Annotated in this window: 12 protein-coding genes and 1 pseudogene; 7 read left to right on the plus strand and 6 right to left on the minus strand. The window is 34.8% G+C overall.

Translation table 11 applies throughout. From position 1 onward, the window contains the following. Positions 1-121: 121 nt before the first annotated feature. Genes BN4220_RS16030 through BN4220_RS16045 form a run of 4 tightly spaced genes read left to right on the plus strand, consistent with a single transcriptional unit; the run spans position 122 to position 7167 of the window. Positions 122-3229 carry an FtsX-like permease family protein gene (locus BN4220_RS16030; protein ID WP_066718717.1) on the plus strand — a complete coding sequence of 1036 codons (3108 nt, stop codon included), beginning with the start codon at positions 122-124 and terminating at the stop codon, positions 3227-3229. Between the two features lie 12 nt (positions 3230-3241). Continuing rightward, on the plus strand, positions 3242-3904 hold the full coding sequence (locus BN4220_RS16035) for an ABC transporter ATP-binding protein (RefSeq protein ID WP_066718720.1): 663 nt from the start codon (positions 3242-3244) through the stop codon (positions 3902-3904). Between the two features lie 7 nt (positions 3905-3911). Then, entirely contained in the window at positions 3912-5747 is a 1836-nt protein-coding gene (locus BN4220_RS16040) for an ABC transporter ATP-binding protein (protein ID WP_066718723.1), read from the plus strand. Next, positions 5728-7167: a S8 family serine peptidase gene (locus BN4220_RS16045; protein ID WP_066718730.1), complete on the plus strand. Its 1440-nt coding sequence runs from the start codon at positions 5728-5730 to the stop codon at positions 7165-7167. The genes BN4220_RS16040 and BN4220_RS16045 overlap by 20 nt, the downstream gene beginning before the upstream one ends. Positions 7168-7517: 350 nt before the next feature. Here BN4220_RS16045 and tnpA read toward each other — a convergent pair. Beyond that, a pseudogene (gene tnpA, locus BN4220_RS16050) lies at positions 7518-7989 on the minus strand (IS200/IS605 family transposase). A gap of 665 nt (positions 7990-8654) precedes the next feature. On the opposite strand from tnpA, the gene BN4220_RS16055 reads away from it, so the two are divergent. Both BN4220_RS16055 and BN4220_RS16060 read left to right on the plus strand, forming a co-directional pair. Next, a complete protein-coding gene (locus BN4220_RS16055) occupies positions 8655-9407 on the plus strand; it encodes a hypothetical protein (protein ID WP_197467949.1) in 753 nt (250 codons plus the stop codon). Between the two features lie 97 nt (positions 9408-9504). Beyond that, on the plus strand, positions 9505-10065 hold the full coding sequence (locus tag BN4220_RS16060; protein WP_066718734.1) for a recombinase family protein: 561 nt from the start codon (positions 9505-9507) through the stop codon (positions 10063-10065). A gap of 1099 nt (positions 10066-11164) precedes the next feature. On the opposite strand, the gene BN4220_RS16065 is transcribed toward BN4220_RS16060, so the two are convergent. The 3 genes from BN4220_RS16065 to BN4220_RS16075 form a co-directional block, all read right to left on the minus strand. Next, on the minus strand, positions 11165-12433 hold the full coding sequence (locus BN4220_RS16065) for an SLC13 family permease (protein WP_066718737.1): 1269 nt from the start codon (positions 12431-12433) through the stop codon (positions 11165-11167). A gap of 521 nt (positions 12434-12954) precedes the next feature. After that, positions 12955-14367, minus strand: a complete 1413-nt coding sequence (gene ltrA / locus BN4220_RS16070) for a group II intron reverse transcriptase/maturase (RefSeq protein WP_066713335.1) — start codon at positions 14365-14367, stop codon at positions 12955-12957. 1238 nt (positions 14368-15605) lie between these two features. Further along, positions 15606-16313, minus strand: a complete 708-nt coding sequence (locus BN4220_RS16075; protein WP_066718740.1) for a hypothetical protein — start codon at positions 16311-16313, stop codon at positions 15606-15608. Positions 16314-16661: 348 nt separating this feature from the next. On the opposite strand from BN4220_RS16075, the gene BN4220_RS16080 reads away from it, so the two are divergent. Continuing rightward, positions 16662-17801 (plus strand): peptidoglycan DD-metalloendopeptidase family protein, encoded by a 1140-nt coding sequence (locus BN4220_RS16080; RefSeq protein ID WP_066718742.1) that lies wholly within the window; start codon positions 16662-16664, stop codon positions 17799-17801. 111 nt (positions 17802-17912) lie between these two features. Here BN4220_RS16080 and ltrA (BN4220_RS16085) read toward each other — a convergent pair whose 3' ends face one another. Next, complete coding sequence (gene ltrA, locus BN4220_RS16085; RefSeq protein WP_066713335.1) at positions 17913-19325, minus strand: group II intron reverse transcriptase/maturase; 1413 nt, start codon at positions 19323-19325, stop codon at positions 17913-17915. Positions 19326-19805: 480 nt separating this feature from the next. After that, positions 19806-20348 (minus strand): beta-class carbonic anhydrase, encoded by a 543-nt coding sequence (locus tag BN4220_RS16090; RefSeq protein ID WP_066718749.1) that lies wholly within the window; start codon positions 20346-20348, stop codon positions 19806-19808. Positions 20349-20741: the final 393 nt, after the last annotated feature.

A 20741-nucleotide genomic window follows, 5' to 3' on the forward strand; every position in this document is an offset into this window, starting at 1 on the left:
TACATTGAACTTGGTGACCTCGTCTCACCTATAGGTGAGACCAGGATTATATTAAGAAGAAATTCTGAAATTTATAACTTTTAAGCGGTTAATGAAAGTAAAGAATCAGAGGAGTGCTAACATGAAATTGAATGTGCTTTTTCGCTCAACAATTCGACAGCCGGTACGTTCGGTTCTTTTATTTTTGCTTGTGGGGGCTATTTCATTTTTATTTGTTTCCCGGGCAGTCGAGTATTTTGTGATAAATCAGGAGGTAGAGCGTATCTCCGCTTATTACCGTGCGATCGCCACCTTACATACGCAGGATACGGACGATGTCACCAATGGTATCTCTATTGTCAAGGACAGTAAATACGTGGCGTTCGACGACAACTGGCGGATGTCCACGGGTGTACTTCAAGGGTTATATAATCCAGACATTGACGGAACCAGCAGTGATTACCCCGGTTCCCCCGTCTCTTCTGTCGGGCTGAATGTTAGCGATATATTAATATACGGAACGATTGATTCAAAGGAGATTTTAGAAATACCGTCAGATTTGCACAGGTTAACTGAAACTCAATACCAGGTTAATTTTAAGGTGGACTATGTGGAAGCTGGTTATCCTGAACGTGTGAGGGTTGGACAGCTTGTTACGCTGTCCCTCGACGATGAAAGTGAAGAGGTTGCAAAAGAACTGTATGAGTCCCTCAACCAGGGCGTACGTTATTTCCTTCGGGCGTATTACAATCCCGACTCAAAGGAATTCCGACTCAAGCCAATCATCGGTGAGTTGTGGGCTTTTCCCGTTCAAGCAGGAGAAACCATTGACTTTAGTTCCGATGAGTGGGCAGACTTTGCCAATGAAGTAGCGGTACTAAAGGAAAATCAAAGCACTATGCTAGTTGTCGGCTTAAAAGACATGAGCGCTCAACCTATGGTGCAACCTACCTATTCCAAGGAAGGTCGCTACTATTTGGTTGATGGGCGATGGCTGAATATGGAGGATAACAACAATGCCAACCGTGTCTGTATGGTACGCCAAGAGTTTGCCCAGCTTCGCGGCTTGTCGGTGGGAGATAGGATTACGCTGACGATGAGGGAATTAAAAACGCTGTATTATGGATATATCATATTCGGCGAGGATTGGGATCATTGGGAAAACTACGATACGTATACCGAGACGTTTGAGATTGCGGGTATTTATAACATTATGACCACAAGTAGCACAGGATTAACTTCACGCAATCTCCGAGTTTTCATACCAGATTCCTGTATGCCCGTTGAAATCGGTATCTTAGGGAATACTCAAAGTTCCTATAGTTTTGTCCTGAACTCGCCTAGAGACATACAGTCATTCACCGAAGAGACCAGCACTGCGTTATCGGCAATCGGTATGCGTGCGGTGTTTATGGACAACGGATGGGAGACTTTCAATGCGTCAACCGAACCGATATTAAGTTCCACGTCTTTGAATGCACTGGTATCTGGACTGACTCTCATCCTAGCACTGCTTCTAGCTGTGTTCCTTTATCTACGTGGACGCAGGCACGACTTTGCCATCCTGCGAGCCTTGGGAGTATCTAAGAAGGCCACCGTTTTCTGGATGCTCTTGCCGATGCTAGTGATTGGCGGCGGTGGCACCATCATAAGCGGGGTTTTATCATGGAGGTACACACTTGGGAAAGTTTTTAAGACGCTGGCTTCGCTTAAAGGCTCCACGGAATTTACAGTGTCTGCGTCGCTACCTCTTACCTGGCTAGCCTTACTTTGTATTAGCATCGTAGCTTTTATGATTACTCTTACGTTTTTCGGGGTGTTGTCACTTGCCAGCCAGCCAGTCTTGATGTTACTTTTGAATACTGGTTCACGAGTAAAGCAGAATAAAAAAGTTGGTAACACAGTCAACGAAATCAAAGAGGATAATACTTCCCCTGTGAGAGGGAGCACTGCGGCAAACATAGTTTGCAGCATCGGCAAAAACCCAGAGTCTCATACGAATCTTGGGTTTGCCCAAATTACCCGCTATGTATTCCACCATATCGTCCGCGCCCCCCTTAAAACCTGTCTTGCGATTGTTTTGCCAATGTGTTCTATCGCAGCTATTGGGTGGATACATCAAACGATAGTATTCAGCACCGGTGAAGTAGCACGTCTTTATGAAACAACCGTCGTAACCGGTGACATCATCAAAGGTAATACAACTTCGTATAATGGAGGAGAGAGTGGTTCATTTATCAGAAAACAAACGATTGACGACCTCGTGAGCACAGGTTATATCAAAGATATGTATGTGGAATCAGCAGCGGAAGCTGTTGTTTATCCTATGATAGATGGTATATTACAACTTAATATTGCCAAAAGTGGTATCGTTTTGTACGGATTTGACAGGCCAGAGCACTTTTTCTCAGGGAGCGGCAAAAACATTAAAATAGAATATTCAGGAAGCATAAGTGAAACTCTTTTTACCAAGAAATTCTCTTCAGACAGTGACATAATCTCGACGGGAGAGCCTCCACCTGCGGTGCTTCCAAAAATGCTAATGGAGCGCTTAAGCGTACAAATTGGAAATGTGATAAATATTGAAAGTGGCTACAAAGCCTACACATTTAGAGTGGCAGGGCAGTATTCCGAGCCGATTGCTGGCAACCTTGGCTCCAGTGTGGAGACCATTCTTATGCCGTTATCTATGCTTACACTCTTAAAAGAAGGTGAGCTATTGTACATCTCGGCAGAATTTGTGATAGACCCAGCAAAGAATAGAGACTTAGCGTCGTTTCGAGAAGAAGCCGAAAGCATTGTTATGCGGTCTGACGCTGGGGTTGTTGAGCTTAGGTTATTGCTTTGGGATGAAGAACTTACCAAGGTCGTTGGTCCTCTAGAAAAAAACATTGAGCTGTTAACCGTACTCTACCCAGTAGTTGTAGTGGTGTCAACGTTGATTGCCATTGTATTATCACTGCTGTTGATTACGCAGCGATCGAAAGAGACAGCCATTATGAGGATACTGGGGGCAACGAAGTTACGCGTTCGTATCGCACTCACTTTAGAGCAAGCCATACTTTGCCTCACCGGGGCTATCATAGGCTTGATATTGGTTACGTTATTAAACGGAAGTACAATTTCATTACCAGGTTCTGTTGTGCTGTGTGCTTTCGTTTACTTCGCTGGAACATTACTTGGAGCGGTTGTTGGTGCAGGCTTTGCTGTCGAACGCAGCCCTCTTGAACTTTTACAGGTCAAAGAATAGGAGGAACAGACATTGCTTAAACTTGAAAATGTTGGATATCGATATAAACAGGGTGACCGCGATGCACTGACCGGAATAAATTGTACGTTTGATAGCGAATTGTTTCATGCTATTATTGGGACTTCTGGTAGTGGAAAAAGCACGTTGTTATCTCTTATGGCAGGACTTGATAAACCAGGAGTCGGCAGAATATCGATCAATGGCGAAGATTTGTCAAAACTTAACTTAGACCGCTACCGCCGGGAACAAGTGTCAATGATCTTCCAAGCCTTTCAGCTGTTCCCTATGCTTTCTGCAATCGAAAATGTTATATATCCAATGGAATTAAACGGCGTGCCGCTTAAGCAAGCTAAGATGAGGGCTATGGAGCTTCTAGGTGCGGTGGATATAACGAAAGAGAAACATCGACGTTACCCATCGCGATTATCGGGCGGTGAACAGCAGCGGGTGGCGATAGCACGTGCATTGGCAGGTGGTGCTCGGATACTATTAGCGGATGAGCCCACAGGAAACTTGGATACTGTCAATGGTAACCGAGTGATTGAAATTCTTAGCAATCTCGCACACAACGACGGTTACTGTGTTATTGTAGTCACTCACGATTTGAGTATTGCGAACTCCGCTGATCGCGTGTATCGCATGACCGATGGGATACTTGCTGAAGAAAATAGGTAGGATAGATATGAAATTTTTTCAAGGAAATTTAAAAAAAATATTAGATTTTTTTTCTGCAACTGCTTATTGTATGTCACTTTCGTGGAATTCATCACGATTTTACACAATTACCAGAATTGTATGTCAAATTTTACTATCTATGTTTACGATTGTTGTTTCTTACACTGGGAAATATATCATTGATCTATTAACGGGTGAGTGGGTTCAGAAAGATGCAAGACAAATGCTTTTCAATCTGTTTTTCTGGCTTTTGATTGTGACTGTTTTTCGTTCTCTTGGACAAAAGGTAATGTTGTATTGTCAATCTATGCAAAGTGATAAAATTAACGGGTATCTTTCGGCTATGATGATCTCACAATCGCTCAATGCGGACTTGGAGTATATTGATAACCCTAAGTTTCATGATAAATTTACATCTGCCACTCGCGATATGTCGATGGTAGCTCATATTTTGTGGAATGTGCTCTCTTGTCTTAGTGCAATGGTGTCATTCATTATCTCGTTTACCATTTTGAGCCAAATAAATATACTTTATGGATTAATCATGATTGTTGTAGCAATTCCGTCATCTATAGCTACGTCTAAATACACAAAAGTATTATTTGAGCTAAGTTTGGAACAACTCAATGGAGAGCGAAAGAAGAGCTATTATCAAAGTATTGCTATAGATCGTCGTTATGCCCAAGATTTACGCTTGTTTAACGCAGAGAAGTATCTGAGAAACCGCTATATAATATTGTGGGAAAAACTGTTTAAGGAAAGAAAAAAGATTACGAAGATAAGAACGATTATCACGTGCCTAATGGATCTATTGCCCGAGCTAGCCATTGTGATTATCGGGATAAATATTGCACTTGGCGTGATGTCAGGCTTTGGCACGGTAGGGGATTATTCTTTATATACTGCTCTTATTAGCCAACTTTGGGCTTCGATATCGTTGCTTTCATCTTCAGCAATGCAGATATATGATAATCAAATAAAGATAAATAACATAAAAGAACTTGAAAATTTTAGAAATCGTGTTATAGAAGAGAGGAAAATTCATCTTGAAAGAATTGATTCAATAACCTTTGACCATGTAAGCTTTTCATACCCTGGTGCAAACTTCCTTGCCCTTGATGATATTAACTTTCACATGAAGCGTGAGGAAAAGGTGGCACTTGTAGGGCTCAATGGATCTGGTAAATCAACACTTATTAAATTACTCTTGCGATTTTATGATCCTGATGACGGAGTGATATTAATAAATGGAATCAACATCAAGAATTATTCTATGACTGAGTTACGTAGTAACTTTAGTGTTTATTTTCAAGAAATGCAAAATTATAGTTTTGTACTAAGAGATAACTTCGCTATTTCTGATCAGAAAATTGAGGATATCGATATTATTGTTCAATCTGCTTTAGCAAACGCATCGTGCGAAGATATCCTAAGAAAAGTAAACGGTAATTTAGGAACGAGTATAACTAGATTTTTTGATGAAGACGGTGTAGAATTATCGGGAGGGCAACATCAAAAACTCGCATTAGCTAGAGCTCTTTTTCGCAGTCATACAGCATTGATCCTTGATGAACCTTCATCAAACCTTGATCCTAAAGCCGAACATATGATTCTTCAGTCACTTCATACGCTTACGCAAGGGAAAATGACGATTTTTACTTCCCATAGATTGTCAAACGTCTTTTTAGCAGACAGAATCATTGTTTTAGAAAATGGAAAAATTATTGAAGATGGGACACAGGACGAGTTGTTAAAAAACAAACAAAGATATTTTGAACTCTTTCGATACCAACAAGAAAAATATTGTGGGGGAGATAAAACTAATGCTGATTGCATTGATTGATGATGGTATTGACTCATCTGCATATGCGAATATTCATGTCAAATACGATATGCAGATTGGAAATGATTGCGTAGTCAGGAAGAGACAAGCAGATGATTGGATTATGACTGATCATGGCACGACTTGTGCTGGAATTATATCAAAATATGCTCCAATGGCAGAATTTTGTAGTATTCGTATTTTTCATGATGAGCGACTTCGCTCATCATGTGACCAGCTAATTGCTGCTATGGAGTGGTGTATGGAAAAACAAGTACCAATCATTCACTTAAGCGTTGGTTCTAGTCAGCCAAATGATTTTTCAAAACTAAGGGTGGCTGTTGCAAAATTAATACAACGGCGTCATATAGTCGTAGCTGCTCATAGTAATTCCTCGAAGTATTCTGTACCTGCGTGTCTTAATGGCGTACTCGGGGTTATAGCTGATTCGGAATTTGAGGGTAGTACCTACCAAATGTCCACTGATTTATATGCAATAAATAACATGATTAAGGCATCATCGCGACACAACTTGAGAACCTCATCAGGAATAGATTTGGTGACTATTGTAGCTAATAGTTATGCCGCACCAACGGTTACCGCAGCTGTACATAATATTCTTGAACAGTACGGCGAGTTTTCCATGCTTGTTTCACAAATCTATACAAAATTATTGAACGGATCAACTGATAATATATTTTCTAAACCAGACTTTATTGAAGATGCATATATTATTAACCCAATGGCGCTTCCATTTTTGAAAGAACATCTGTTTTTTCGTTGTATCGCAGAATACTCAAATTTTACGAATATGAATAATAACTGCAATGAATGTAAGAGCATTGTGCTTCTTTCTCCATACGATAGTAACGAATCAGAAAAAAATAATACGAATTTTACTGATATACCGGATTCAATCACAACCTTGCTTTATGGAGGACGTATATCCGGGCCATTTAAAAAAGCTCTTAGCGAAAGGATGCTAATCTGGAGTAAAGAAAATAACGAGTATGCAAATTGCTTGGTTGATATGCAGTATGAAGTATCTTCTGTTATTATCTGTATCCATGGAGATAGTGTAAAAATCCTTCACACACTATGTACACTTCGTAAGATGTTCATTGATGATGGCTATCTATGCCGAGGGTTAACAGATGCTCCGGAATATTTTTTATATGATTTAGAGTTTATTTCTCCTAATACTTCAGTACAATCAGCTATAATGTATCTGGACAAAACATATAGCCCTGATGTAGTTATATGTGGATTTCAATGTACCGGTTCTTCTACAGAATTTGACGTAGAAGCATACCATATTCTATTAGGTGATTGTAAACTTTATGATTCTATATCCAAAGGTCAAAGTAGCTTATTGTCAGTTATTGATACCGAATCCTTGCGAGCAGTGTACATAAAAATATTAAGTTATTTCTTAGAGTGATTTCGCCTATTTGCGTATGTTGGAATTGCTGACGGTGTCGATTTCTGCCATTTAAACTTCACTTGATGAACTTTCACAAGAGATTAATACTAGTAATCAGTATTTAAATTGATTGATAAATTAAAAATCAGGTATATTATTCTTGAAATCAGGACCACCGGCTAAGCCGGTGGTTTGCTCTGCCCCTATAAGGAGCTCTTACCTGCTTGCGCCCGGAAGGCGCCTGAAGGATTAGCCAACCGCACTTCTTTCTCGGGCTAGCCCTAAAGGGCTTTCTTTATGCCTTCTTACTCCTGCAAGCTCCTTGAGCCTTTCATGATAGCTTTATTTACCAGCCTCCCTTTCAGGGATTACTTTTTGCTTTTTTGTACTGGCTCACCCGTGAACGGGTCAATATACTCATTCAGTGTGAGTTGATCGGCTTCTAGATCATCTTTTAACTGATTTGCAATATACTCTTGAATCTTTTTTGTACTCTTTCCAACAGTATCAACATAATAGCCTCTACACCAAAAGTGTCGATTTCTATCTTATATTTTAATTCGCATGCTTTTCAAATATCATAAGCGAACTTTTCCCCTTCAAATATCCCATTATTTCAGAGACACTATACTTTGGTGGTATTCTTACAAGCATATGCACATGATCTTTACAACACTCTGCTTCTATTATTTCAATACCTTTTCTTTTACATAGTGTGCTTAGTATTTGAGCAACATCTGCTTTTATCTTTCCATATATAATCTGTCTTCTATATTTTGGTGCAAAAACTAAATGATACTTGCATTCCCATTTCGTATGCGCTAAACTATTCATATCCATTTTTGGATACCTCCTATGTAATTTTTGTGGTTGGCAAACCCACATTTATTATATCATAGGAGGTTTTTTACTTGAAGCTAAAGCTAACTGGGGACACACCGACATAGCCGGTGGTTTATTTTTATCGCGATACAACAAAGATCTGGACTTGTGTCAATAATGTAGACACAAGTCTAGATAAGAGATTCATTAATAATTATTAGGAGTTTGAAAATAGCAAAAGAAATATTAAAAAAAACGGACATTATGATTATTAATTTTGATATGGAGGCTGTTACTAATAATAAATGAAACAGGCAGACGAAGTGTGAGACAAAAGACACAATATAACGAGCTGGAAGTCAGAGAAATTAAGATATTAATATAGGGTAGGAGTGCCTTTGAACTATGGTCTATGGATATATAAGAGGAGTTATAAATTACATAGATAATATTTATAAGGATATAATTATGGACAATAATATGAATAAGGAGGCTTTTTTGAACTGTTATATATTGTCGAACAAAATGATATGGTTATATTCAATAACTATCAAGAATCTGTGAAACCTTTGAAGAATTGTCGAGTATTTTGAGTATTTTTAAAGAACAAGGTATCATATTAAATTTATTGGAATAGGGGTATAAGATTATATCACAATAAAAGAAATGAATAAATATTACAGTTGACATCTAAATTTAGGTGTCTTTTTTATGTCAGTTGTGTATTAATACAATCAATTATAATATTGTATATAATTGTTAATAAAATACTTGCTTTACTAGGAGGAAGAATAATTTTACTTAGAGCAATCAATGGCGATAGTTATGCACGAAAGATTGATGATGGAATTATAACCTTTAGGGACTTACTTTCAACCATTACAAATAATATTGAAACTGGATACAAATATTCAAACTACAAAGGGAAATCTAATTATGGGAAAGAACAAATTGATCTTTACAAGCAACATACCCCTATGACAGCTGCTGGAGAAATATTTGAAGTAGATACATACGATATAGAAACAATCATAGACAACAATATTAATAATCCACAGAAGATGAAAAGAGTTCTTATTAAAATGTTCAACAAAGAACGAAGAAGTAATGCAAATAATGATAAAACATTTTATGAAATTCATAATACACTTAATGAATATAAAATTATGGTAGAACAGTATAAGAAAGTATTATTTATGCTATTCTATAATAGTAGATTTTCTAATAATTCTCTTAATGATGTAATAACATTGAAAAAAGAAGGAGATGAAAATATTAAAAAAACTATTTATCAAATCTTTAATGATAATACTAATCTAATAAATGAATTGATATACAATCATAATGATTCAAAAAATTCTAAAATAGACGAAATCATTGCAAATAATATTTTTGATATGGCTTCAATTTTAAATTCTAAGAAAGAACACTTATAAGGAAATAAATAATTATTACACCAAGTGATGACACCGTGTATAGGTGTCATCACTTGGTGTAATAATACAATTTAAATGAATAGGAGATGATACTATTATGAATTATGGATATATTAAAGCAATGGAAAATTGTTCGAAAGAAAGAAGTATTTCAATCAATAAACAACTTAATGAATTAACTACATTAGGCATAACCAAGATTTACATAGACATAATAACTAAAGAGAAAAATAATAAAGAAAAACTTTATATCCTTATAGATAATTTACAAAAAGGTGAAACATTAGTTATAACCAAATTATCTAGAATAGCTGATAATTTTAATGAATTATCTGAATTATGTAATGCATTAGATGTATTAGGAGTTACTTTAGAGGTACTTGATATAGGAATTATAGTTCCTATATCTAATAAAATCACGAATGAGCTATGGATAAATGCTATAAAAGAATTTGAAAAAGATATAAAGTATGAAAGAATTTGTAATGGGCATTTAAAATCCAAAAAAAATAAACAATCAAGATCAACGAAATATTCTAAAAAACAATTAAGTGATGCTTTAAGGCTTCGTGATCGAAATACTTTCAGTGAAATAGCTTCAATTACTGGTATAAGTAAAAGTACATTATTAAGAGCAAGTAAAAATATGCAGCTATAAAATGTATAAATCCTTGAATATTAGTAAACATATTGTATATATATAAATTTTCTACAACTTTATAGTTTTTTTGAGTTATAGAAAATATGATATGTAGCTTAAACATTAAATAAATGAATTTTATTGAATAAAGAGTATTATGATATACCTCAAAATAAATAAAATAGAATTGCGCTAAACTCAGGTTTAACGCAAAGATTGAGTTGTTTTTAAAGTTTTAACTCTTTAAACCCTTTTTTTGGTGTTTTTTCTCTGGTTTATATTTACTTGTATTTTTACACGTCTTATTAATCTCTTTAATGGTTTTATTTATATCTTTATATTAATTCAAATTTCATAACTCTGCTTTAATTATATTTTCATTTCTACATTATACGCATTCCTAAATTTATAGACAAAACATACTGTTTATTAATTGATCTTAAACTTTTACATTTATATTACTTAAAGCTTATTTCAGTTGTTTTTATCATGAACCTTGATTCCACGCATCAAAGTCCTTACCTATATTAATTTACGCTTATTAACGTTATTTTAACTTCTAACTGTGTATTCTACATATTTACCTAAAAATATTGGAAATTTTAAAAGCCAATCAATGAAAACTTCTATATTTAATGATCTTCATACATTTATTGAATATCTTCAGTATCTAGTACTTTTTCTATATGGATCTTTTTAATTAATGTTCTATATTTTAGTATACCAATATCGTTTTTGTGTCTTACATTGGGGTTACCCATGAATAAGTACATTCAATCTATCTTAGATTCAATAGCCGGTCTATCTAAATTATTAGCATGTTTTTAATAATATATGATTTGTTAAATATTTAACATATGTTATTATACTTATTACCCTATTAATCAGAAACTCTATAGATTACTCATAGTTTATCACAAATTAATAAGTATATTTATTCTTCTTATTCCATATTAAAATAACTAAAAGTAATATTAAAAAGCATTACTATACGCTCCTATATAACTCTAATGATAAATTTCTAGTGACTATGATAAAATCTGTATAAAAAAGACGGATCTAGAATTTTCATCTAAATCCGTCCTTTCACTATTCTTTCACTATCTATTTTATAAAATTAACGATAAATAACCCAGAGAAGCACATATCCAATCCAAACCGCCATTAATGTAAATGGTACACCGATTCGCATAAAGTCCCTGGTCTTAACCTCATATCCATCCTTGCGAAGAATACCAATGGCTGTAATATTGGCAGATGCTCCTATTGGTGTTAAATTACCGCCTAAGGTTGCACCAATCAATAAACCAAAGTAAAGTAAATAAGGCTCTACATTCATCATCACAGCGATAGAACTTACTACTGGAAGCATTGTTGCAACATATGGAATATTATCTATAAATGCAGAAAATATAACAGAAGCAAACACCAGTAAGGTATAAACGATAAAAACATTATCTCCAGCAAGGAGAACGAAATATTCACTGATTTTCTTTATTACACCCGCTTCAGTAATGCCTGCAATTACAACAAATAAACCTGTTAATAATAAAAGTGTCTGGTAATCTACCTCCTTTATGGCTTTTAATGCCGAGGTAGAATTGTGAGTCTTAATATAAGACCATAAGATACCAACTACAAAGAAACCAACACATATCAAACCATTTGTAATTGCTGGTTTTTTTGGTATAAAGGAAGCCATAATTAAGGAAACTACAGTGCCACATAGTAAGATAGTTGGAACAAAATCAGTTACTTTTGTCAAAGCTCCCACATCAATTGGTTGTTTTTCCTTTCTAAATAAAAGAATTAAAACCAAAAGGGTTGCCAGTGCACCAACTTCTACGACCCAGAAGATACCTATTTTACCATTCATAAAAAAGAAATCTAGGAAATCCATATTTGCATAATTACCAAGTAAGATTGAAGTTGTATCTCCTACTAAGGTTGCTGCACCTTGAAGATTAGACGATACAGCGATACTAATTAATACTGGAACTGGTGATATTTTTACTTTCTTTGAAATAGCAAGCCCAACAGGGGCAACCATTAATACGGTGGCAACATTATCAACAAACGCCGAGATAATACCAGCAAAAAAGGATAACACTACGACAGCAAAGCATACGTTTGGAACCTTACGAATAAGTAGGTCCGACAATAACGCGGGCATTTTCGAATCAATAAATAAGGATACTGTTCCCATAGTACCTGCTATCATTAATATTACATTAAAGTCTATGGATGGTAATATCTTCGTTATAGGAAGTATACCAATTACTACAAACAAAAATGCTGAAATTAATGCAACAATGTAACGATACTTAGACAAGCTAAGCATTAAAACATATGTAATAATAAATAAAACTAATGCTGTTATTAACATTTTACCTCCATAATCATTCGTGTCTTATTGCATCTAAATATTTTTTATTGATGGATAAATATAAACTATTAATTCCTATTAAATTATAACTATGTATTGTACACCATCTGCTCTACCATTTTTTCTTTAAACTTATAAGATTTCACTTATCTACTTTAAGGTTCTTAAACAACTTTTCATAGATAGATCTATGATACCTATAAGATCTTTTGGTACGAGCTTTCTTGACACAAAAATTAAATCACCTCCCGTATTCCTGATATTTTTGATACGTTCCTGCAATTATCAAGATATTTTATTAAAAACTTATATTTACTCTTAGAAAATACCTTTACATAATTATCTATTTTACTATATATACCAAATCACTTCAACATAATTCAACGTTTTCTACCATAAATAAACAATATATGTCACTTATATTTTATTAAACGCAATCGAGTAGGAGGAAATTCATTAATTGAATTTCCGTCCTCTCACACCACCGTACGTACCGTTCGGTATACGGCGGTTCAATAAGATTACCTTATTTGCGAATATCTTTCACTAAGTGTTATAAAACCTTGTTCTCTAAGATATTTATTGGTAAGAGTTGAATTTAAGATTGGGCTATTGGAGATTCTCCAGTAGCCTTTCCTTGTATTCGCATGTTCCCATGCTTTCCAATTCTCTACCCCTAGTTTAACTAAGTTATCATGTTTCGTTTTAATCTTTTTCCACTGTTTCCAGTAACAAAGACGTAAACGTCTTCTTAGCCACTCATCAAGTTCTCGTAAAGTACCTTTCATATCTGCTAGTTTGAAGTAACTTATCCAGCCAACAATTAATTGTTTTAGTTTAATAGCTCTGAGTTCCATACTCATTGCATTACTTCTTCCAGTGATACTCTTAAGTTTTCCTTTTAACTTCTTAACAGAAACTTGATGTACTCTTATTCCCATTTCACCTTTCTTATTGTAAAAGGTATATCCTAAATATTTTAGTTTCCATGGTCGGTCTACCTTACTTTTCTCTTTGTTAACTTTAAGCTTCAAGTCCTTTTCTATAAACTCCGTGATACTTTTCATAACTCGCTCTGCTGATTTCTTTGATTTCACGTATACATTGCAATCATCTGCATAACGGCAGAACTTAAGTCCTCTTCGTTCTAATTCCATATCTAGTTCATGCAACATGATATTACTTAATAGTGGAGATAAGTTCCCACCTTGAGGCACTCCTTCTACAGTAGCACTTACTAATCCCTTTTCCATCACTCCTGCATTTAGATACTTCCTTATCAGTCCGATTACTCGTATATCCTTGACTTCTTTATAAATCAGCCCAATTAACCTATCGTGGTTGACAGTATCAAAGTACTTTTCTAAATCTATATCTACCGCCCATTTATAGCCTTCATCCATGTATTCTTTACATTTTAGAATTGCTTGATGCGCGTTTCGATTTGGTCTAAATCCATAACTATTCTCTGAAAATTTCTTCTCAAAGATTGGCGTTAGTACTTGTGATACTGCCTGTTGTATCACTCGGTCTACTACAGTTGGTATCCCTAATGGTCTTGTTTTCCCGTTATCCTTTGGTATCTCTACCCTTCTTACGGGATTCGGTTTATAACTTCCATCTGCTATGGATTGCTTAAGCTCTTCGCCATGACTTCTTAGATATGGTAGAAGTTCATCTACTCCCATCTTGTCGATTCCATGACTTCCTTTATTCTTCTTTACACGTTTAAAGGCTTCATTTAGATTTTCATTACTAATGATTTTCTCTAGCAATCCATAGTGATATTCTCTTCGGGCGTTCTGTCTGTTATCCGACGTCATAGAAATGCTCGGCGCCTTTGCATAGCTTTCGAGTTCCACTCTATCCTTTTGCAAATGACCTGATTCTGTATTCAGTTGTCTGCTGTCATCACATTTCTTTGTTTCTTTCAAACTTTCAAAACCTCCTATTGTTCAGTCCTTCCCATAGGTCGTCGACTACCTCCGGTACTATGACCTCTGCTGACTTCTTAGTGTTCAGCCATACATCACTGCATGGGTTGTCATTTCAGAGTTCACTTCCATGACGTATCACTAAGACCTCCCCAGGTAAGAACGCAATCTTCCTCTCCATCTATCTGCCACATTTACATTAATTAATTTCGAGTAGTTATTGGACTTCGATTTGTATAGCAATCTTATCCTTAATTAATGCCTTGTATGTGATTTCTGTTCGTCAGACCAGAGATTTGCCCACGGACTTCCTTCAGATTCGCCCTCGCGAACGACACCCTTGTCTTAGGCTATACACTTGCCACTACTAGGCTGTGTTAGGGACTTTAACCCATTAGATTGCGCCCATGCTGGGCACACTATAAAAAAGGCATATTATCTAATACGATAATCTGCCTTATTTTCATAGATGGTATATTCCATTTAAAACAACTATTTTCTCCTCAGAAATGATCTCCATTATTATTTGAATCTATTATTAAGATAACTTTATCCATGTAATTTTCCATTGCTATATAATATAAATTTTCTATAACAAATAGTAAATTTTTTCTATCTCTTGCATATACTGTAAATGTATGGTAGACTAGGAAATGTCAGGTAAGAGGGAGTGGTTTCACACCCGCCTTACTGAAAGTAAACAGTTAAAATAACCGTAGACCTTAGCGGGGGGCGGTTATTTTTTTTCGTTTGTCCGATCTATGTATCTTAATAGGAATGACGTTACCATACCTAGAATGACAAGAATCAAAGAGATCAACTCATAATCTGACATAAGAACACCCCCTTTCCCTTGGGGGTATTAACCACTCCCTCTTACAAAAGAAATTATACCATATATTTCCATATTAATCGATTACTTTCTATCGCTAAGAAATAGTAAATTATACACAAAAACGAGCTTTTACTTTATAGTATCATTTTTTCATGTAATTCTTCACGCTTGCTTACACAAATCATGAAGTACATTTAAAATATAACTAGATGTAAAAGCTCGTTTTGATTAACTTATAAATGGATTAGTTTAACAGTATTCCTAATTTAATACAGTACAACATTTTTTGCTATTTAATTTTAAAACTATTTAACGTTAATTGCTATTTAGCGTAAATATTATAAGATATTTATTACTCTTAGACGTTTATTACCATTTAACGTTTTTTTATCTTTATTACAACTTATTCTCCAGTAAAACTATCATAGAAATCTTTTAAATCACTATCTGATTTAACTGCCGCTGTCAATTGATCCGTTACATCTGAAATTAATGTCTTAACTTCATCTGAATTACGAAGATCGTCAACGTATTTTTGTGTTTCTTCAGAAAGTTTACCTAAATAAACGAATGGTTTATTATTTTCATCAAGTGAAATATAAACTTCATCAATGGATGGTGCCATGGTTTTAATAGAAGGTAACTCTAAATCATAGGTCACATAAGCCACATAATCAACTTCATTAATACCTTTTGCTACATAGGTTTTAATATTTTGATAACTTACAATATATTCAACTTTTCTATGTAGTCTTTCATAGTCAATTCCAGATGGATCTGTAACTAAACCTTCAAAAGAGTCTTTCGTACTTTCTAACTTTGCGTTAAAAAATTTAGTAATAAGTGCATTAATCTTTGGAAAACCTTCTTCCATTAGTAATGGTTCTTTCTCAACTTCTTCAGCACCAGCACTGGAAATTGCCTTTAATTCCTCTTCTACCATATTTGCATCAAAAGATGCCATCTGCGAAGTTTCTGTGCTACTTTTAGCTTTATTTAATGTTTCTTTATCTTTATTTGATACATTTATTCCGATCGCTATAGCAACAACGCATACAACACCAATTCCGCCGTAAATAACCTTTTTCCAGTCTTTAAAATCTTTTATCATAATATATCTTTCCTCCATATAAATACCAAACTATAAATCAACTCGGTGTGTGTTATTATATCAGAACTATATTTCAAAATCAATAAAATTACTTAACATTTTTGTAACAATTGTATGGCAATATTTTTACTAAATGTTATATATCACCTTAGATGTAAAAAATAGTGCTAAAACTCTTACAAGAACTGGATTTATAAGCAATATATAGTCATTTCTTAAGAAATTATTAAGACTATAATATGAATATTAATAACTAGGATGATTGACAGAATTCAAATCATTTGATATAATCCACTGGATGATATGTAACAATTTTGTAATATTTCAGCTTTTAAAGGAGGAATATTCTTGTATAAAAAGCATTTAATTCGAACTGCTACTATATTGCTTGCAGCTCTTTTATTTAATGTTGCATCAAAAGATGTAAAAGCAGAAGAAACAAATGTAGAACGATGTCTTACCGATAATAGTCTCGCTGGTATGTCACTAATAATGAATAAATATTATGATGAACGTTTATCAGAAACAGGAATCTCTGTAAGCAACGCTACTACTCCTGTATATGTTGACGGTGTCTTAATTGATGCAGTTCATATACCTTTAGAATTTAGTAATTTAGGAGTCTCAAAAGTATCTGATTATGTTAATATACGAAGTGAAGCATCCACAGACTCTGAAGTTGTTGGTAAATTATATAGCAATGCAGTAGCCACCATTCTTTCAAATGATGGAGAATGGGCTAAGATTACTTCTGGTACAGTAGATGGATATATCAAATCTGAATATTTAAGTACTGGTGAGGAAGCAGTTGCCATTGCTAATCAAAACTTTAAAAAATATGCTACTCCTACTACGATGACTCTTAATATTCGAAGTGGCCCAGGAACAGATTATAGTATTATCGCACAAGTTCCTATGGAAGAAGAATTAGAAATCATATCTGAGGGTGATCAATGGATTAAGGTTGCTTATGGTAATCAATCCGAAGCATATGTATCAAAAGATTATGTAGATATTAACTATGAGTTTAACTATGCAGTGTCAAAAGAGGAAGAAGAAGAAATTGCTAGAAAGAATTCATATGATATCAATAATATGATTTGGCCTCTTCCATCCGATCATACAATCTACACTTACTATGGATATCGTACCCCTCCAACCGCTGGTGCTAGTACATTCCATAAAGGCTTAGATATTGGTGGGCCTTATGGTGCTAATATTGTTACAGCCTTATCTGGAACGGTAACAAAAACTTCTTATAATAGCACTTCTGGTTATTATGTTGAAGTAAGTCATGGAAATGGTGTTGTAACAAGATATTTACATTGCTCTAAAATATTAGTATCTGTTGGACAAACTGTTATGCAAGGAGATACCATCGCACTTGTTGGATCTACTGGTGTTTCAACTGGCCCACATTTACATTTTAGTGTAGTGATTAACGGTAATAATGTAGACCCATATCCATATTTAAAAGCAGTACATTAACATAAAATAGTTTAAAGTACTTAAAAATCGAGTAGGAGGAAATTCATTAATTGAATTTCCGTCCTCTCACACCACCGTACGTACCGTTCGGTATACGGCGGTTCAATAAGATTACCTTATTTGCGAATATCTTTCACTAAGTGTTATAAAACCTTGTTCTCTAAGATATTTATTGGTAAGAGTTGAATTTAAGATTGGGCTATTGGAGATTCTCCAGTAGCCTTTCCTTGTATTCGCATGTTCCCATGCTTTCCAATTCTCTACCCCTAGTTTAACTAAGTTATCATGTTTCGTTTTAATCTTTTTCCACTGTTTCCAGTAACAAAGACGTAAACGTCTTCTTAGCCACTCATCAAGTTCTCGTAAAGTACCTTTCATATCTGCTAGTTTGAAGTAACTTATCCAGCCAACAATTAATTGTTTTAGTTTAATAGCTCTGAGTTCCATACTCATTGCATTACTTCTTCCAGTGATACTCTTAAGTTTTCCTTTTAACTTCTTAACAGAAACTTGATGTACTCTTATTCCCATTTCACCTTTCTTATTGTAAAAGGTATATCCTAGATATTTTAGTTTCCATGGTCGGTCTACCTTACTTTTCTCTTTGTTAACTTTAAGCTTCAAGTCCTTTTCTATAAACTCCGTGATACTTTTCATAACTCGCTCTGCTGATTTCTTTGATTTCACGTATACATTGCAATCATCTGCATAACGGCAGAACTTAAGTCCTCTTCGTTCTAATTCCATATCTAGTTCATGCAACATGATATTACTTAATAGTGGAGATAAGTTCCCACCTTGAGGCACTCCTTCTACAGTAGCACTTACTAATCCCTTTTCCATCACTCCTGCATTTAGATACTTCCTTATCAGTCCGATTACTCGTATATCCTTGACTTCTTTATAAATCAGCCCAATTAACCTATCGTGGTTGACAGTATCAAAGTACTTTTCTAAATCTATATCTACCGCCCATTTATAGCCTTCATCCATGTATTCTTTACATTTTAGAATTGCTTGATGCGCGTTTCGATTTGGTCTAAATCCATAACTATTCTCTGAAAATTTCTTCTCAAAGATTGGCGTTAGTACTTGTGATACTGCCTGTTGTATCACTCGGTCTACTACAGTTGGTATCCCTAATGGTCTTGTTTTCCCGTTATCCTTTGGTATCTCTACCCTTCTTACGGGATTCGGTTTATAACTTCCATCTGCTATGGATTGCTTAAGCTCTTCGCCATGACTTCTTAGATATGGTAGAAGTTCATCTACTCCCATCTTGTCGATTCCATGACTTCCTTTATTCTTCTTTACACGTTTAAAGGCTTCATTTAGATTTTCATTACTAATGATTTTCTCTAGCAATCCATAGTGATATTCTCTTCGGGCGTTCTGTCTGTTATCCGACGTCATAGAAATGCTCGGCGCCTTTGCATAGCTTTCGAGTTCCACTCTATCCTTTTGCAAATGACCTGATTCTGTATTCAGTTGTCTGCTGTCATCACATTTCTTTGTTTCTTTCAAACTTTCAAAACCTCCTATTGTTCAGTCCTTCCCAAAGGTCGTCGACTACCTCCGGTACTATGACCTCTGCTGACTTCTTAGTGTTCAGCCATACATCACTGCATGGGTTGTCATTTCAGAGTTCACTTCCATGACGTATCACTAAGACCTCCCCAGGTAAGAACGCAATCTTCCTCTCCATCTATCTGCCACATTTACATTAATTAATTTCGAGTAGTTATTGGACTTCGATTTGTATAGCAATCTTATCCTTAATTAATGCCTTGTATGTGATTTCTGTTCGTCAGACCAGAGATTTGCCCACGGACTTCCTTCAGATTCGCCCTCACGAACGACACCCTTGTCTTGGGCTATACACTTGCCACTACTAGGCTGTGTTAGGGACTTTAACCCATTAGATTGCGCCCATGCTGGGCACACTATAAGAAAGCGTTAACGACCTTAATTCGTTAACGCTTATTTAATATAATGTATTTACTATTATTCGATTGGATATAGTTGTCCGGTTACAGAATCCATTACAAAACCAGCAATTGTTACATCCTTAGGTATGAGTGGATGATGTTTTAAAATTTCTACTGATTGATGCACAGAATCTTCTACCGTATCAAATCCCTTTAACCAGGTTTTTAAATCTATTCCAATATATTTAATCATATCAATTTGTTCTGTTGAAACATTACGTTCTGTTAATTTTTCAATCATTTTATCAGCGTCTAGGTGCTGTACACCACAATCTGTATGGCCGATTACCATAACTTCACTTACATTCAATTCCATTATTGCAATTAATAAGCTTCGTACCGCACTACCAAATGGATGAGTAACTACGCCACCAGCATTTTTAATTATTTTGGCATCTCCATTTTTTATTCCTAATGCTGCTGGTAACAGCTCCGTTAATCTTGTATCCATACAAGAAAGAATCGCTATTTTTTTATCTGGGTATTTACTTGTTATGTACTTCTCATATGACTTATCTTTTACGAATTGCTCATTATATTTTAATATATCTTCAATCATCTATTTATTACCTTCCTTTTTTAGATTAAAAGTATTATATCAAAATTGAACGAGATTACAAGAAAGGAATCTAACAAATACTTGAACTTTATTACGATTTATTCGTAACTGATAAAAATTAGTCATTATCTTGGTTAAAATATCGAAAAGAATTTCATCAGAGTATAATCCTATTTCTTAGAATTCTTAATTTTAGTAAATTTGATTTTTACAATTATAGTACATTATATAATTCCAATTATAGGTTATTTATATTTTCCAATTATAGTATGTTCAATAAGCTTATATATACGTATTATTATTATGTAAACATAATTTGAGAATTACAATAAACACCTCAATATGTTAATTTTTTCTTCTTTGCAAAATTGAGATTTATATCTATAATTTAAC

Source organism: Clostridium sp. Marseille-P299, from assembly GCF_900078195.1.
Taxonomy (GTDB): Bacteria; Bacillota; Clostridia; order Lachnospirales; family Lachnospiraceae; genus Lachnoclostridium.

Coding starts and splice junctions, on each gene's coding strand:
- BN4220_RS16030 (WP_066718717.1), top strand. CDS start 122: ATGAAATTGAATGTGCTTTTTCGCTCAACAATTCGACAGCCGGTACGT.
- BN4220_RS16040 (WP_066718723.1), top strand. CDS start 3,912: ATGAAATTTTTTCAAGGAAATTTAAAAAAAATATTAGATTTTTTTTCT.
- BN4220_RS16045 (WP_066718730.1), top strand. CDS start 5,728: ATGCTGATTGCATTGATTGATGATGGTATTGACTCATCTGCATATGCG.
- BN4220_RS16060 (WP_066718734.1), top strand. CDS start 9,505: ATGAATTATGGATATATTAAAGCAATGGAAAATTGTTCGAAAGAAAGA.
- BN4220_RS16065 (WP_066718737.1), bottom strand. CDS start 12,433: ATGTTAATAACAGCATTAGTTTTATTTATTATTACATATGTTTTAATG.
- BN4220_RS16075 (WP_066718740.1), bottom strand. CDS start 16,313: ATGATAAAAGATTTTAAAGACTGGAAAAAGGTTATTTACGGCGGAATT.
- BN4220_RS16090 (WP_066718749.1), bottom strand. CDS start 20,348: ATGATTGAAGATATATTAAAATATAATGAGCAATTCGTAAAAGATAAG.